Here is a 15,454-nt window from a genome sequence, read left to right on the forward strand (position 1 = left end):
CATCATAAACAGCTATGCAATCCGTTCTGTCATTCAAGGCCTAACAGGCCCTAGGGGGTGTCGTCAGTTAGCTCCGATGACAACGGAGACGAGTTATGCTGCTGCTAGGAAGGTTGATTTTAGCTTGTCATAGCGTGTTGCTATGCCTCTGAACTGCTTCAGGCTGGCGAAGAAGCGTTCAATGATGTTTCGTTTTTTATAAAGCGAGAACAGGATTTTCCATGGATTGCGTCGGTTTTTCTTTGACGGGATAACCGGTATGATACCCCGTGCTTCAAGCTTTTCGATGAGGGGATCGGCGTCATAAGCCTTGTCGGCGATGAAGGCCCTCGGGGTCGACTTCATCCAGCAGGGGTTCTGCTTCAGTGATGTCCGCCCTTTGCCCGGGTGTCAGGGAAAGAGCCACAACCTTTCCCGCAGCATTGACAATAGCATGAATTTTGGTGGTCAGTCCGCCACGGGATCGGCCGATAGCCTGATCCGCGCCCCTTTTTTACGGGCGCCCGCACTATGCTGGTGAGCCCGGACAATCGTGCTGTCGATCATCATGTATTCGTTGTCATGGTCAGCAGCCAGATGCCGGAAAATCCGTTCGATCACACCGCCTTCGCACCAGCGACGCAGCCGCCGGTGGACGTTCTTCCAGTCCCCGAACCGGACAGGCAGATCACGCCAGGGAATGCCAGCACGGTAACGATACAGCACGGCTTCCACAAACAGGCGGTTATCCGCAGCCGTTCCACCGACATGACCTTCACGACCCGGGAGAAGGTCCTTTATCCGCTCCCATTGACTGTCGCTCAGACCATACCGTCGCATTCCCACTCTCCCCGTCCCAGACACAGGAAGAAAACATCACAGATCAAACGGGAGTACAAGCGGCATAATCCTCCCGCTTAACTGACGACACGCCCTAATGTGGTCTTCTGTGCGCTTTGCTTCGGACGTGGCTGCAAGGTCATGAAGATAAGATCCGCAAAGGAACTGCGTTTCATCCGTCCGTATCCTTCTCGATCGGACGCTACCTTAAAATGGGCACATTTTCGGGGGCACGTCAGCCCGGCAGGTGATAAATGTGGGTGTTCTGGTTGAACCACAACACAGTGTCGCCGGGGCAGGATGGAATGATCTGGCTGCCGGCCTCAAAAGCGAGCCAAGCTACCATAATGATGAGTGCGGTCATAAATATATAGAATAAGGATATCATATAATTTAGGCTTATCCTTGAATGGTATCATGAGGCAACGCAATAGATGGCGGGATTGACAATCGACCTCCTATCGAAGCTGCATGACTTCGAGAACGCAAGCACTAAACACGATCTTCTAACCGCCTACCTTGACGCCGCCCTGACCGTTGGCGGCGTCCATATAACCATTGTGGAATTAAACAGGACTGAAGATCCTAAGGAAAATTTTATACATGTCGGCTATCCAGAGGAATGGGTAAATTTTTATATTGAGAATAATTATATAAGTTATGATCCAATAATAAAAAAATCTAGATTTATGAGTCATCCGTATTTTTGGCATGAAATCCTCAATATAAACCAAAGAGAAAAAAAGATAATCAAGGATGTGTCAGAATTTGGTATAAAAAAGGGAATGACAATACCATTCCATACACATGACAGATTGGTTTATGCCATATGTTTTGCATTTACAGACAAAAACGTAGATCAAGAAGTTGAAATTTATCTGCGTGCCTTATCTAATTTTTTCATTACCAGTTATAAAAAGCTGGATGAACCGGCAGATGTATTGGTCCCTATTCTTACCCCGCGTGAAAAAGAATGTCTGAGATGGACAGCCAAGGGTAAAAGCTCATGGGAAACCGGGATGATTGTTGGTGTCAGTGAGAGAACCGTTAATTTCCATATCAACAATGCGTTGCTGAAGCTGAAATGTACAAATCGTATCATGGGAGTGGTGAAGGCCATTTGCGCTGGTCTGATTGAACTGTAAAACCTGTCAGACCTGACAGGTAACCTGACTGTCGATTTTCATGAATAATCCTCTTACCCAACAGCAAGAGGGCGTATCCATGATCGAAGTCGTAACCGTTGAAAACGCCCATTGGTGCGGAACAGCCCTCGCTGAGCAGTTTAGGTTTCGCTACCGGCATTTTGTGGCCAATGAGCAGTGGGAAGTTCCCTTCTACAAAGGTATGGAATACGACCAGTTCGATACTCCTGCCTCCGTCTATCTTGTGTGGCGCGATGTCGCTGGCGTGGTCAGGGGTATGGTCCGTCTGCTGCCAACAAACCGGCCTTACATGCTGGAAACACTCTGGCCCGATATGATGCCCAGTCAGATTGTTCTCTCCGGGTCGAACGTATGGGAAATCACCCGTTTTGGCGTCGAGCGCAACATGTCGCTATCCCTGCGCAAGCAGATTTCGGCCGAACTGATCCTGGCATGCATTGAGTTTTCGGTTCTGAATGGGATTGACACCTATCTGTTCCTGACCGCGTGGGGCGTTCTCAAGCGGATTGTACCCGGAGCCGGTGTAGAAGCTCATATTCATATGAGAAAGACGCTTCCATCAGGCCATGATGTCGCTTCTGCCGTAGTGCCCGTCTCGCAGGATGTTCTTGATAAGGCACGAGAAAAGCTGAATATCCACTATACCGTCCTCAATAATGACAGCATTGAGCACCAGAATGCAGCATAACAATATGAATGAAGATACGAAAACGAAAGCAAATGATATTAAAGCCGCGTTATCGTTTCTGCGCGAAGAAGCAAGAAGGTGCGGTCTAACACAGACTGACAATTCGCTCTCCATCACAGAAATAATAATAAATATTGAAATAAATAAATAAATAAAATTTTAATAGGAGTAATAAATTGTTTATCCGCGACGGTGATATTGAATACCTCGCAAAGAAACTGTTCTCACAACGCTATCCATTTCGGAAATGGGAGGCCACATCGAATTTGACATCCGGCGGCGCCACAGAAGATGAAAAGGAAAAATTTATGGATATGGCCCGGCGTCAATTGTCAAGCTGGCATCCGGTGTAAGTTAGGTCGCTCCACCCGGAGCCGCCTAATTTTCTACGCGATCAACTCACGCTTCCTCATCTTCTTCGCCCTCAGCGACATGACCCGCCTCCGTCGCAGCCAGTTCTGCCGCGCCTGCTCGACGCGAGGGCAGATGCCCCGGTTCTTCTTGATCTTCAGCAGGAACAGGACCGCCTTCATCTTGGCATGCAGGTTGTCCGGTTCGGCCTGATCGATCCAGTCCCACCCGCTACAAGTTCAATTACTGGCGGCATCACGAATATGCTGGGCATATTCTGAACGGCCTGACAGTTCGAGCGAGCCATCCCATGATCACAGGCTTAACGATAATTTGTAAGATATGGCTCTCAATTAAAATTTCATCTAAAGTTTTGCTTACGTTTTCTGTGCCGTATCCATCTTGCTGTATCAATAACAAAATGCGGAAGTATGTTCCGTATGAGGATTTCCGCTCTCTGCATGGTCGATTGTCCGCTGTTGGATAGATAGATCGTGCTTTGTGCCGTCCTGTCGGTTTTTATTTTTGGTGCCGTATAAAAATATGTAATGAGTGTCCGCCGTAGATACCCTTCTTGCGCGGCCTGGGGGTGTCCATGCCATGAATTAGGTGACTGGAGCATGAGAACGCTGCGCCCAAACCGGGGAACAATTTTTTTGACGGGGCGGGGTGGATTGTCCTGCCACAGTTCCAGCATGCCGCCATATTCCGGCTTCCAGTCATGGTTGAGATAGGTCAGCAAAGCCAGTCGATTTTCAAGACACGTATGGGGGTGATAACGAAAATCGGTATGAACCTGAAAATGTCCCTGCCCCGCGACTTCGTGCATGCCACCTCCATAAAAATAAGGGTCGGGAAGCAGATTCGGGATTCCTGTCAATCTGGTCAGTAGCCGGAGGAATGGCGCGCCATTCACAATATCAAAATACCGTTGTATTGCAGAAGGCATGACGGATTGTGTGCTGGTTGAACGCTTTGACTGAAGCTGGTTCTGGAATACATTTACATTGTTTACGTGATCGAGATTAAAGGCCTGCAACGCTTCGTTCAGCAGGGAATCACAGAACATTCCGTCCATGACCAGATGTGGAAATGGCCTGGCTGTCTTGAACTCTTGCGCAAGACTATTCATCCGGGAAGTATCAGACCAGTCCATTCTTTTTAACAGGGGTACGTAAGACATCTGCTATCCTAATAATAGCCTTTCCGGGTGCGGCAGAGTATCAGAATTTTTTTAGTGAATCCTATCCGCTGCGTAGACAAGGAAAGTTCAGAAGGGACTTCGATTCTGTATCTGTGACGATGCGACTACATATTTATGATGTACTGTTTCAATATGACACCATGCCTCGCCATATTTGGCAGGAATGGTGCCCCTGCTGGCCAAGGTATTCAGCATGTTTTCCAGTTCCGGGAGGAGAAGAGCATGATCCTGCAAGGGGGCCATCAGTGGTACCTTGTACGGGAGTAGGAAATGGCCCGTCACGGGAACGGGGGTTCCGTCCTGTGTCGGTAATGGATCATTTATGGTGGTGCTGACGGCCTCTGCCAGTTTCAGGAAACTTTGCAGGAAATCATCATTATAGGCAAAATTTCCAGCACTGCCCTGCGACCGGATTTCTTTTTCAGGAGAAGGCGCATTGATCCACGCGATGTAATGTTCCGCATGTAAGGTATGCAACCCGTCTGCGCTGGCAAATATGTGATCAATCTCCACACGTTCGTCTGTACCAACTGGCAGGGTAATGCCATGCATTACGGGTAGGCCACTTGCCACAAGCATCTGCGCAACGGGATCATCCGCGGCAGGCTCTCCGCATAGTTTCTGCCACAGGGTGGCATCTCCATCTGCGGGGAAATCTGGATTGCGGTGCGCACGTGTCATGTCCGGTCCTGCAACAGATAAAGCTCCAAATCCGATAAGAAGGCTTTTATTGTAAAGAATTGGTAACCGGGGGGCGTCTCCCCTTCGTCACGCCGCTATTAATGTCCGTCTCATGCAGCATCATGCTGGCTGCCGGGCTGTGAGCACCCGGTATCGGGGCGCGCCTGCAGCCATGATTCAAGGTCCCGCGCATCCAGGGGTCTGGAAAAGAAATATCCCTGTATCACGTCGCAGTTGATCTGCCGGAGCAGGTCAAGCTGAACCTGCGTTTCCACCCCTTCCGCCACGACGGTCATGCCCAGGCTCCGCCCGATACGAATGATGGCCGTGACCACAGAGTGAACCTTGCCCGTCGGTTCAAAGCCATCCATGAAGCTCCGGTCAATCTTGAGCTCGTTAAGTGGCAGGTTTGCAAGGTTCGACAGGCTGGAAAAACCGGTTCCGAAGTCATCCATGGAAAGCCCGATGCCCATGGCCCGGATCGCCTGAGCGGCGATGAGGGTCTGATCGTAATTTTCTATCATCGCACTTTCCGTCAGTTCGATGGTCAGACGATATGGGGGAATGCCACTTTCGTGCAGAATCTTGCCAATCAGGCGTGGCAGGTCGGGATTTCTGAAATGCAATGCGGATATGTTGACCGATACGACCGGAACGTCCACCCCTGCCTGTATCCATAGGGCCATCTGTCGACAGGCCGTCCGCAGTGACCACAGCCCGATTGCCTCAATCTGTCCGGTTTCTTCCGCCAGGGGGATAAAACGGCCCGGTGATATCATACCCAGGGCAGGATCGGTCCATCGCGCCAGGGCTTCCACCCCTTCCAGCCGGCCGGTCGCGGCATGGACCTGCGGCTGGTATACCAGATAGAGCTGGTCCGTCCTGATTGCCTCCTTCAGCGCGTTGGCCAGCAGGATCTGGTCCGCCGCCTGCCGGTTCATTTCCTCGCTGAAGAAACGGTAGCAGTTACGGTCGGCATTCTTCGCCTGCGACAGGGCCGTTTCTGCCTGCTGCATGAGTATTTCCGTCTCCCGTCGGCCGCCGTCATTATCCGCAATGCCGATACTGGCCGTAATGGTAACAGGAACCTCGTCAATCACGACCGGCTCCGCTACGGCTTTCATGACGGCATCGGCCAGTGCCGTGGCCCGTTCCACCCCACCGGTCGTGATCAGGGTGAATTCGTCTCCCCCGCTGCGGGCCAGCAGGTCATCACTGGAAATGAGGCCGGATAGCCGCCGGGCCAACGCAGCCAGCAGCATGTTGCCTGCCGGGCATCCCAGTCCGTTATTGATGGCCCGGAACCGATCTAGGTTGATGATCAGGGCCAGCAGGTTTTCATGCCGCGCGCGTGCCGCCCGCTGCCTGATACCGTGCCGCAACCCGGTCCGATTGGGCAGGCCCGTCAGGGTGTCATACTGCGTAAGCCGCGCGATATCCTCACGCGAGCGCTGCTGTTCGATGGCAAGCGCGCACAGGTGCAGGCAGGCATCGGCAATCCGCCGGTGCCATCTGCCCGGTGCGCGCTTGGCACGGAAATAGAAAGCCAGGCTGCCGCCTACCCGGCCGTCACGCAGCAGGATCGGCACCGACCAGCAGGCCATGAGGCCATGCGGGACAACAAACTGCCAGAACCCCTTCCATTTCGGATCGGCTTCAATGTCTGGTGTAACCACTTCCCTGCCGGTGAACAGTGCCGTGCCGCATGACCCGACCTCGGGGCCTATCTGCAGGTCAGCGCAGACTTCGGCAATCTGTGCGGGCAGCCGTGCGCGCGCTACGGGGTGCATGCGCTGTTCATCATCCACGGCCACGATCTGTGTTACGACATCCGGGGCGATACGTTCAATCTGGCGGCACATTAAGCCGAGGATTTCGTTGAAAGACAGGTTGCTGGTCAGTGCCCCCATCATATCCTTCTGCAGCGCCTTTATCTGCTCGCTGCCCGTAATGTCATTCAGCACCACGATCACTTCGTGCAGTTCCGCATAGGGGCTGCATAAGGGCGTTACGGTTGCCAGAAGCCAGATGTCCTGGCCTGTGTCGGTGCGAGAATGGATTTCCAGTTCAAAGGGCCGACAGCGCTGCAGACGACGGCGAAAGGCCTGTAATGTTGCAAGATCACCCTGCTGCCCGGACAGAAAGGCCGAGAAATCAGCCCCTTCCATACCCTCGGCACCGATGCCCGAAAACCGGGCCGCCGCTGCATTGGCATAGGTAATGCGGCACTGGCTGTCCAGTATCAGGATGCCGCATGCATTGCGTTGCACGATGGTGGCATACTGAAGGTCCTGTTCCCGTCGGGACAGATCCCGTGTCACGTCGCGCAGGGAAATGACAAACACCTGCTGTCCCGCCCCCTCGACCCGTGCCACGGACATCTCGGCAGAAAACGCCGTGCCGTCATGCCGCAGCAAGATCAGATGGTGGTGGTTTTCTGTAGTGGAACGACAGACCTTACCCCCGGATACGCCGGATGGGCACAGCGCGACATTCGTCAGGTTCTCACCAAAGGTACAGGGCAGGATGTCTGTCCCGGTGGGAAAGAGAATATCGAGTTTCCGGCCGACCAGCCCGGGCGTAGGGCCACCCCAGATACGGGCCGCATTATCATTGGCAAAGATAATTGTGTTATCATTGCTGACAAGCACAATACCTGTATCAATGCTTTCCAGCAGTTTGTCCGGAATGGGATAGGTCTGTCGTTCGCCCATTAGTCTGGCCTGCCTGTCTGTTGTGTTCTGGTGGGTAAATGAATAACGACGCCGTTCTCAGGGGCTTGGGTCCGGTAGCGTTTGAGAAAAAGCGGGGACGTGTTTGTCCCTTCTTCCCCCTGCTGCCAGTTTTCAGGACGGGACAGCCCGTAGGGGTCCCCATCACAGCGTACGACCGCCCATGCCGCGCAGTCCCGTTCCGCCCCACATCCCGCAAGCAGTCCGACCAGCGTGATGCGGGTATCGGAATCATAGGACGCCGTCAGGGTCTCGTTGCCGCGGAATATCAGGCTGAATGGCGCGGCGCGGTCCGGGTTGCCAAATGTGATGTCGATCAGGATAAGGCCGGCTTCGGAATGCTTGGGTCCGAAAATGATTTCTCCCCCCGCCGGATCAATAATCAGGTGCAGCCACAGAACCTGAAAGGGGCCAAAACTGTCGATTTCCAGCGTTCCCCCCTGCAGGACGTATTCCCAACTGCTCCACCGGGCCAGGTCGATCAGGTTCGTGCGGACCCAGGCCCGTGATCCTATGACGAAGCGATAGGAAGACAGGTCCGACCTGCGTGAAAGGGGAAGTGATCTGTTCACGACCTCAATCACGTTGTTCCAGGTAAAAAAGCCGTTTCTGACTGCGGTTTCGTCCGTGCGGACCACAAGGGAGCAGCCATTGTCTGTTGCCATTTTCATATGTATCGCCTGTCTCAAAAATACTCGCACCAGCAAGGAAGTTTCGGGTTTTCTGACTGCTGGCTATTGGGCCAAAATATGAAATATTTGTGGCGTGGCCTTTCTGCCCGATGTGAAACTGCATGATGGTGGAGGTGATGAGGACGTAACGGAATTTATTGTTGCATAAGACCCGTCATTTGAAAACCAAAAAAATGCTGGCTATGCGTTCGCGCAATCGTCTATAAAATAAGGCTGATGTGCCAATATAAACGAATAATATGATGCTGATCGGGTACGCGCGCGAAAATTCGGAAGAAGCGACGCTTCTCCATCAGGTAGAAGCACTCCGAAAGGCGGGTTGTCAAAAAATATATGAGGAAAAAGTTCCTACAATGAGCCGGGACTGGCCCATTCTGGGGGACGTCCTGACGGAACTTTCTTCTGACGATACTTTGGTTGTCTATTCTCTGGACCGTCTTGCCTGGTCAACGCCCCACCTGCTGGAGGTGGCTGATCGACTGCGTGAAAAAGGAGCAGGGCTGCGTTCCCTTTGTGAACCCTGGGCCGACACCACCGTTCCCTATGGGAAAATGATTCTTGGTGTTTTTGCTGGCATTGCTGAATTTGAACGCGCATTAAGCCGCAACCTCACGGAAACGGGTAGGAAACGGGCCAAGGAACGGGGTGTCCATCTCGGTCGGCCAGCCAAGCTCAGTGCAGAGCAGATTGCGACGATACGAAAGCTTGTCCGTGACGAGAACCTCTCCATTTCAGAAGTTGCAGCCCGTTTTGGCGTGCATAAAGCCACTATCTATCGGGCTGTTACCAATAACAAGTAAGAACTTCTTACGGTGTGAGTTGGGCCGAGTGTTCTCATAAAGACTTGCAAGCTGGAATACGCGATAAGCTCGCATGGTAATTGCCACAGAAATGCTATGGCGGAGAGTTTTTTCTGACTGCTCCAGCGCCAGCGCATCTAACGCCGAACCTGCAAGGCACATCAGGAAGCCTGGTAGACCGTGTTTGATTATATCGAAATATTATAAAATGCAGGGCACAAAGCTACATCAGGCGCGAGGTGCTGTCGTCCGTGCAGTTTGGACGAGATCAGATTTTGAATGCCCCAGCCGTCTGGCAAATTTGGGACTACTTAGTATGGTTTTTTAATATTGATTTTCTGAGCTTTTCTGGGACCAGAGGCGACAGGATCGGACGCTTACCATTTACGTGGCTTTCGCTACGGATGGCTTTTCCTATGTGCGAGGTGACCATCTCTCGGTGAGAAAAGCGTATCGATCTCTCAGTTAATAAAGAGAATTAAAACCGTTATGTATGATAATATTACAATGTATGTTTTTGCGGGATCCGCATGATAGGAAAGCGCTTTTTTAAAGCGTGGGAAGTTAACTTTGTTTGATGGCGATTCCGCTTTTTATAGATCAACTGCCTAATAGATGGGTCAACATGCGTCGCGGTCGGCGGCCAGATGCCGGAAAATCCGTTCGATCACGCCGCTTTCGCACCAGCGACGCAGTCGCCGGTGAACGTTCTTCCAGTCACCAAAACGGACAGGCACAGGGAATGTCGGCATGGTAACGATACAGAATCGCTTTCGCAAACAGACGGTTATCGGCAGCCGTTCCGCCGACATGACCTTCTCTACCCGGGAGAAGATCTTTTATCCGTTCCCACTGGTTGTCACTTAGGCCATATCGTCGCATTCATTCTCTCCCTGAAAACAGGAAGAAAACATCACAGATCAAACGGGAGTACAAGCCTCATCGCGGCAGATGCTAACTGACGACACGCCCTAGGAACAGTGAGAGTCCTGCGCTATGCAACAGTATGCCTCAGTTTTGATGGTGCCTATGAATATGTATTGCTGATTTCAGGCGTGCGGCTTCATCCCTGTATTCACCAAACATGTTAGATATACAAAGGCATAAGTAAAAAGCACCGCCGTAGAATAGAGCCGGTTTCCGTGTTTCAAGCAAAATAAGCCAGTTTACCAGTTTGGTTTTGTCCAAGGGCGCTGAAGCAATGACGCATGATATTCCCAGTGCTGTTCCAGCTACAACATCTGTAAAGAAATGATATCCGAAAAATACACGGGTAACATTTATAAATAAAATAAATAAAAATGACAATTTCCCAAGAGAAGGATTGGAACGATATATAGTATAGGAAAGTCCACCCAATAAAGCTGCATGATCGCTAGGGAAGGAAGCCCAATGATTAAATGAGTTAGGATCTATCCAGTAAGGGGTTACAAGATGTAAGTTCGGATCATGTAGGGGCCTAAGATGAGAAGGTATCGTCAACTGGACAAGGCGGCTCAATACACCTGAAAAGAAAGAGATTATAGTTCCGGTTAGAATAGATTTTCTATCATTGTATCGTTTGTCGTTGAACCATTCATAAAATATAGCAGCCATTAATATTGCAACAGTCATGCCATCGTATGTCAGGGAGATAAGTATCGCATTAATGAACTTACTTTTATCGGCGAATAAATTTAAAAAATTCTCTATGCTGTAATCTATATATCGCATTTGGAATAAATTTAGAACGGTACATGAAAAAAACGCCATCATGCAAACCGTAAATATTGTACAATCATTCATTTTGCTATTGTGTTTCAAATTGTATTGATCTGGATGTTTATTAATGGTATTTTTCAATAATTTCTTCATTTTTGCCTCCCAATTTTATTGCTCTACATTTAGTAAATTATTTTGTAAATTTAATATTTAAATACAACTGTATCGAATTGTTTCTATACATCGATTATACATTAAATAAATTATTGCAATATTTATATATTTAATTTATATTATTAATATAATTTTTATATGAAATAAACACTATGCGATCGTCGATCTTGCCCCAAGGGCCATGTTGGCTGATTGGGGATATGATAGAGACAGTTTCTGTCAAGATCTGTTGGCGCATGGTATTGTACTGGTCTTTGTTAGAAGAACCTGATCATGCTAAAGGTGTGGGATATTTGTGGAGAAACGCCCACAATATTATGGCATTTCCTGCCATGTTGGCATTATAAAAACCTTACATATCAGTAACTTGCCGATATGCTATATTGGATTTCTGGTTTACTAAACCGTTATACGATGTCAAGTCGTATCGAGGGTTCGAATCCCTTCCCCTCCCCCAACTACTCTGTAATCTATTGACAACAATGTAAAATCTCATACAGAAACCGAAATATGTGACGGGTTCCCTGCACTTTTTCTAGGATATCAAGACAAAAAAATCGACCCCCTGAATAACAACAATTCAACAACACGGATGGAATCGCCCTCCTCTGCTGTTGCTAGATTTGTGTGTGTTTTCGATTTCTGAACGCGAAAAAAATCAATAAGAAAAATATCACATATATATGACAATTTTGTATGTCCAAAAAACATGGAAACATATGAAATAGATGGCCGTTTTTGAAAAATGCCTTTTTGTTATCTGTCACGCCTGTAAATCGCTACAGGCTCTAGGGAAAGCCCGCCTGCCCCTTTTCCCTTTCTGAGCATTACAGCCCTCTCACGCATAAGAAGGCATGAAAATACCACCCTGTCACATAGATTTATAACGGTTTTATGCTGGTCATCTGAGCGTTTTAAGCTCGTATCAGGAGGCCGACGCGACCATGAAGCATACGGAAGATTTCAGAGGATTGCGTTGAGCAGTGGATTGTCACGCACGCGTGTTGCGGGCGATCTGGGTATTGGAAAATCCACTCTGGGTAAATGGATAGTGGATTATCGTCCAAGTGAGCCGCCATCCGGGCAGCAGACTGATCTGGCCATCCGTGCCCTGGATATGGCGGTGCGGCTGCGTGACCCGGTGCCCGGCTGCATTTTCCACTCCGTTCGTGGCAGCCAGTGTGGCTCTCATGATTTTCAGAAAAAGCTGCTGCCCATGGACTGCTGGCTTCAATGTCCGGAAAAAGAAACTGTTTTGACAACGCTGCTGTCGAAACGTTTTTCAAAAGCCTGAAGGCGGAATGGCTCTGGAGGCAGAACTGGCCACCCCGCCGTCAGGCGACTGCCGCCATCTTTTCAGTATATCAATGGTTTCTACAATCCACGTCATTCATATCTGGGCGGTATCAGCCTCCTCGCTTTTGAAGCAAGAGTGGCATAATCCATTTCCTGATCGGCATAAAACCGTCGCAGGTCCTCTTTCAGTCTCTTTCACCCGCAGTCACACCGTAATGGTCAGCAAAATGCGTGCCGTCTGCACCCCAACTATAACTGTCTTTCGGGAAAGGCAGCATCTGATCGTTCCACGCTACCCACGCCCGTTTCAATCTATCAAACAGTTGGGGCTGCCGATCCTTCAGGTTGGCGCGTTCACGCGGGTCATTGACGACATCGAACAGGAATTCATTTTCATTTATTTTCAGGTATTTGTAGTTGCCCTCCAACTGGGCGCGCTGGCTGTGGATCTTGTAACGCCATGACAGCGTGCGCTCCTGTCTGGCTGTCGTATCGTGCAGCAGGGGCAGCAGGTTCATGCCATCGGTTGGAAAACTGGCATCCGGGGTAGCCCCTGCCGCTGCAAGAAAGGTCGGTAGCCAATCCATGGTGATGATGGCCTGATCCGTCTGGGAACCCGACGCAACCTGTTCCGGCCAGCGTAGTACAGCGGGCACCCGCAGGCCGCCTTCCAGCAGTTCGCCTTTCATGCCGGTAAAGGGCCAGGTGGCGGAGAAGCGTTCGCCCCCGTTATCACTGGTAAAGACGACGATCGTATTCTCATGCAGCCCGTTCTGGTCCAGCGCTGCCAGCACGCGCCCGATCTGTTCATCCATGGCCTGTACCATACGGCCATAGGTCTTCTGCGTGCCGCCATCATAATCGAATATGTGGCCCTTTAGCCGTTTTGATTCCGCCTCGTCCTCCGGTCCTTCCCATGGCCAGTGTGGCGCATTGAAATGCAGGCTCAGGAAAAACGGCTTTGGGCCCCTGCCATATTCATTGACCACGGAAACGGCTTCATTTCCCAGTAACCGGGTCAGATAGCCATGTTCATGAACGAGATGGCTGTCTTTATAGAACTGGTCCTCTCCGGGGTGGCCCTGATGTGTGAAGTAATCCGCAGCGCCGCCCGCTATGCCATAAAAGTGGTCATATCCACTCTTTAGTGGCCCGAAGGCAGGTGGACTGCCCAGATGCCATTTGCCCACCAGGGCGGTCCGGTAGCCTGCCCTGCGCAACTGTTCAGGCAGTGTTGGCAGCCCGGGGGGAAGCCCATGTGTCTTGCCAGCCGAAGCAATCGGCTCTTCCAGCCCGCAGGCGATCCTGTCCTGATAGCGACCTGTAATCAAAGCCGTGCGCGTAGCCGAGCAGACCGCTGAATTGGCATAGGCCCGCGTAATACGGATCCCTTCACTGGCGATCCGGTCGATGGACGGGGTTGTGAAGCCAGGATTGCCGAAGCAACTGACATCAGCATAACCAAGGTCATCAGCCAGGATGAAAATGATATTGGGCTGGCGGTGTATGTCGGCCTGCGTAGCCTGCGCGTTGGACGATACCCCCAATGCGGTTCCCATACCCAATCCGGCGACGCCAGCCATAAATCCACGACGACTATATGTAAAATAAACCATTCAAACTGATTCCACGATCAAGATTTGTCTATATAACGATGTTTCATCACATAAACCACTATTCAACAAACGTAAATTGCGTAATCATATAATCACGGCATATTTAGCGTGTATGCTTGCCAAAAATCAACGATACAAAATAGTGTAAATATCAGCGCAAGGGATATACAATGTTCCCAATCCAACCCCTGCTTTCCCTGCTGGGTGGCAGTCTGCTGCTTGTTTGTGCGAGCGTTCCGGCCATGATGACCCGCGCCCACGCAACCCCCAGCGTATTCCCCACGGGGGTGACGCAATATGCGCCGGACAGAACCTATAACAGTTTCATTCTTTTTTCGGGTGCGGACAACCATACGCACCTGATCGACATGGATGGTCATGAAGTCCATGCATGGCATCAGGCGGGATTTCCCTCCCGCTATATCGACCCTGCCCTGTCGGGCGGTGAAAAAGGCCTGGTCGGAGTTCAATTAACGGAAATTGCGGGAGATGGCACGCACAAGATCCCGGGAGCGGTTGCCGGTTTTCGCGATCGTACGTTCGGGTATGTCAACTGGCAGGGCAAGACGGTATGGGAATGGGGAATCGAGGCCCCCGGGGGAAATGCCCGTCAGCATCATGACTGGGTCCGGCTGCACGATGGTGGTTCGCTGCTGCTTGCCAATCAGGACCGCCATCTTGCCGGTGCGCCCTCACCCGTGCTGGAGGATGTTATTTATGATGTGGCGGCGGACGGAAAAATCCGCTGGACATGGAAGGCAGGCGACCATCTGACGGAATTCGGCTTTACGCCTGAACAGTTGAAACTTGTCCTGCATGCTCCCTCGCCAGATTATCTCCATATCAACAATATGCAGTTGGTAGGCGATAACCACTGGTTCCGTGAAGGCGACACGCGCTTTGCGCCAGACAACATCATCATCGACTCTCGTCAGGCCAATTTCATAGCCATCATCGACCGCAAGAGTGGACGGATCGTATGGCGGCTTGGCCCGGACCTGCCCCAGCGTAACTTCAGGAAACCTTCCGTTCCCTATCCCGTGGACCAGTTTGTCGGCCAGCACGACGCACATCTGATTGCCGATGGCCTGCCGGGCGCGGGCAACCTGCTTGTATTCGACAATCAGGGAGAAGCAGGCTACCCGCCCCGCCCCTTGCAGACGACCGGGGGATCACGGATACTGGAAATCAATCCCGTTACGGCACAGGTGGTGTGGCAATATACCGGCGAGGATAGCGGCAATCCGCCATGGTCATTCTTCAGCAGCTTCATCAGTTCGGTGGATCGCCTGCCCAATGGCAATACGCTGATTGACGAAGGCATGAATGGCCGGTTCTTCCAGGTGACACCAGCGGGGGACATCGTATGGGAATATGTCTCGCCTTTTTCTGGAAATACACCGTCCCAGGGTGGTACGCGGCCGACCCGGTCAAACTGGGTGTACCGTATCCAGCCCGTACCGTATGACTGGGCACCGGCGGGAACGCCACATACGCAAACCCCCGTCCGACCCGCAGCGCAGAAATAATCCGG

At 51.1% G+C, this 15,454-nt stretch carries 12 protein-coding genes and 3 pseudogenes; 6 read left to right on the forward strand and 9 right to left on the reverse strand.

Features of this window, described 5'->3' with window-relative positions:
- Positions 1-93: 93 nt before the first annotated feature.
- Positions 94-819: pseudogene (locus OQZ28_RS07625) on the reverse strand (IS5 family transposase).
- Positions 820-1,253: 434 nt separating this feature from the next.
- On the opposite strand from OQZ28_RS07625, the gene OQZ28_RS07630 reads away from it, so the two are divergent.
- From OQZ28_RS07630 to OQZ28_RS07640, 3 genes are all read left to right on the forward strand, one after another.
- The gene (locus tag OQZ28_RS07630) at positions 1,254-1,964 is read left to right on the forward strand and encodes an autoinducer binding domain-containing protein (protein WP_458135689.1); all 711 of its coding nucleotides are present in this window, start codon (positions 1,254-1,256) and stop codon (positions 1,962-1,964) included.
- A 79-nt stretch (positions 1,965-2,043) separates the two neighbouring features.
- The gene (locus tag OQZ28_RS07635) at positions 2,044-2,673 is read left to right on the forward strand and encodes an acyl-homoserine-lactone synthase (RefSeq protein ID WP_458135690.1); all 630 of its coding nucleotides are present in this window, start codon (positions 2,044-2,046) and stop codon (positions 2,671-2,673) included.
- Positions 2,674-2,849: 176 nt separating this feature from the next.
- Complete coding sequence (locus OQZ28_RS07640) at positions 2,850-3,026, forward strand: hypothetical protein (protein ID WP_165399212.1); 177 nt, start codon at positions 2,850-2,852, stop codon at positions 3,024-3,026.
- 33 nt (positions 3,027-3,059) lie between these two features.
- Here the strand turns inward: OQZ28_RS07640 and OQZ28_RS07645 are convergent, their stop codons facing one another.
- The 5 genes from OQZ28_RS07645 to OQZ28_RS07665 all read right to left on the reverse strand — a co-directional run bounded on the left by OQZ28_RS07645 (position 3,060) and on the right by OQZ28_RS07665 (position 8,312).
- Positions 3,060-3,206: a hypothetical protein gene (locus OQZ28_RS07645; protein WP_458135691.1), complete on the reverse strand. Its 147-nt coding sequence runs from the start codon at positions 3,204-3,206 to the stop codon at positions 3,060-3,062.
- 179 nt (positions 3,207-3,385) lie between these two features.
- Positions 3,386-4,207, reverse strand: a complete 822-nt coding sequence (locus OQZ28_RS07650; protein ID WP_458135692.1) for a 2OG-Fe(II) oxygenase — start codon at positions 4,205-4,207, stop codon at positions 3,386-3,388.
- Positions 4,208-4,294: 87 nt separating this feature from the next.
- The gene (locus OQZ28_RS07655) at positions 4,295-4,909 is read right to left on the reverse strand and encodes a hypothetical protein (protein ID WP_458135693.1); all 615 of its coding nucleotides are present in this window, start codon (positions 4,907-4,909) and stop codon (positions 4,295-4,297) included.
- Between the two features lie 110 nt (positions 4,910-5,019).
- Positions 5,020-7,623 carry an EAL domain-containing protein gene (locus tag OQZ28_RS07660; protein WP_458135694.1) on the reverse strand — a complete coding sequence of 868 codons (2,604 nt, stop codon included), beginning with the start codon at positions 7,621-7,623 and terminating at the stop codon, positions 5,020-5,022.
- Positions 7,623-8,312 (reverse strand): hypothetical protein, encoded by a 690-nt coding sequence (locus OQZ28_RS07665; protein ID WP_458135695.1) that lies wholly within the window; start codon positions 8,310-8,312, stop codon positions 7,623-7,625. The genes OQZ28_RS07660 and OQZ28_RS07665 overlap by 1 nt, the downstream gene beginning before the upstream one ends.
- Before the next feature lie 260 nt (positions 8,313-8,572).
- On the opposite strand from OQZ28_RS07665, the gene OQZ28_RS07670 reads away from it, so the two are divergent.
- A complete protein-coding gene (locus OQZ28_RS07670; protein WP_130732682.1) occupies positions 8,573-9,133 on the forward strand; it encodes a recombinase family protein in 561 nt (186 codons plus the stop codon).
- A 629-nt stretch (positions 9,134-9,762) separates the two neighbouring features.
- Here the strand turns inward: OQZ28_RS07670 and OQZ28_RS07675 are convergent.
- Together OQZ28_RS07675 and OQZ28_RS07680 are read right to left on the reverse strand one after the other, a co-directional pair.
- Positions 9,763-10,015 (reverse strand): annotated as a pseudogene (locus OQZ28_RS07675) (transposase); the annotation flags it as partial.
- Between the two features lie 129 nt (positions 10,016-10,144).
- A complete protein-coding gene (locus tag OQZ28_RS07680) occupies positions 10,145-10,987 on the reverse strand; it encodes a phosphatase PAP2 family protein (protein ID WP_458135696.1) in 843 nt (280 codons plus the stop codon).
- 1,114 nt (positions 10,988-12,101) lie between these two features.
- On the opposite strand from OQZ28_RS07680, the pseudogene OQZ28_RS07685 reads away from it, so the two are divergent.
- Positions 12,102-12,449, forward strand: a pseudogene (locus OQZ28_RS07685) (IS3 family transposase); the annotation flags it as partial.
- Between the two features lie 40 nt (positions 12,450-12,489).
- On the opposite strand, the gene OQZ28_RS07690 reads toward OQZ28_RS07685, so the two are convergent.
- Positions 12,490-13,863, reverse strand: coding sequence for a sulfatase family protein (locus OQZ28_RS07690; RefSeq protein WP_458135697.1), 1,374 nt, complete (start codon positions 13,861-13,863; stop codon positions 12,490-12,492).
- Positions 13,864-14,090: 227 nt separating this feature from the next.
- Here OQZ28_RS07690 and OQZ28_RS07695 point away from each other — a divergent pair, with 227 nt between their 5' ends.
- Complete coding sequence (locus tag OQZ28_RS07695; protein ID WP_458135698.1) at positions 14,091-15,449, forward strand: aryl-sulfate sulfotransferase; 1,359 nt, start codon at positions 14,091-14,093, stop codon at positions 15,447-15,449.
- The last annotated feature ends 5 nt before the right edge of the window (positions 15,450-15,454 follow it).

The sequence above is a fragment of the Komagataeibacter sp. NFXK3 genome, from assembly GCF_054182245.1.

Excerpts from the sequence above, each read along its gene's own strand:
- OQZ28_RS07630 (WP_458135689.1), top strand. The coding sequence starts at position 1,254 with ATGGCGGGATTGACAATCGACCTCCTATCGAAGCTGCATGACTTCGAG.
- OQZ28_RS07635 (WP_458135690.1), top strand. The coding sequence starts at position 2,044 with ATGATCGAAGTCGTAACCGTTGAAAACGCCCATTGGTGCGGAACAGCC.
- OQZ28_RS07645 (WP_458135691.1), bottom strand. The coding sequence starts at position 3,206 with ATGAAGGCGGTCCTGTTCCTGCTGAAGATCAAGAAGAACCGGGGCATC.
- OQZ28_RS07650 (WP_458135692.1), bottom strand. The coding sequence starts at position 4,207 with ATGTCTTACGTACCCCTGTTAAAAAGAATGGACTGGTCTGATACTTCC.
- OQZ28_RS07655 (WP_458135693.1), bottom strand. The coding sequence starts at position 4,909 with ATGACACGTGCGCACCGCAATCCAGATTTCCCCGCAGATGGAGATGCC.
- OQZ28_RS07660 (WP_458135694.1), bottom strand. The coding sequence starts at position 7,623 with ATGGGCGAACGACAGACCTATCCCATTCCGGACAAACTGCTGGAAAGC.
- OQZ28_RS07665 (WP_458135695.1), bottom strand. The coding sequence starts at position 8,312 with ATGAAAATGGCAACAGACAATGGCTGCTCCCTTGTGGTCCGCACGGAC.
- OQZ28_RS07670 (WP_130732682.1), top strand. The coding sequence starts at position 8,573 with ATGATGCTGATCGGGTACGCGCGCGAAAATTCGGAAGAAGCGACGCTT.
- OQZ28_RS07680 (WP_458135696.1), bottom strand. The coding sequence starts at position 10,987 with ATGAAGAAATTATTGAAAAATACCATTAATAAACATCCAGATCAATAC.
- OQZ28_RS07690 (WP_458135697.1), bottom strand. The coding sequence starts at position 13,863 with ATGGGAACCGCATTGGGGGTATCGTCCAACGCGCAGGCTACGCAGGCC.
- OQZ28_RS07695 (WP_458135698.1), top strand. The coding sequence starts at position 14,091 with ATGTTCCCAATCCAACCCCTGCTTTCCCTGCTGGGTGGCAGTCTGCTG.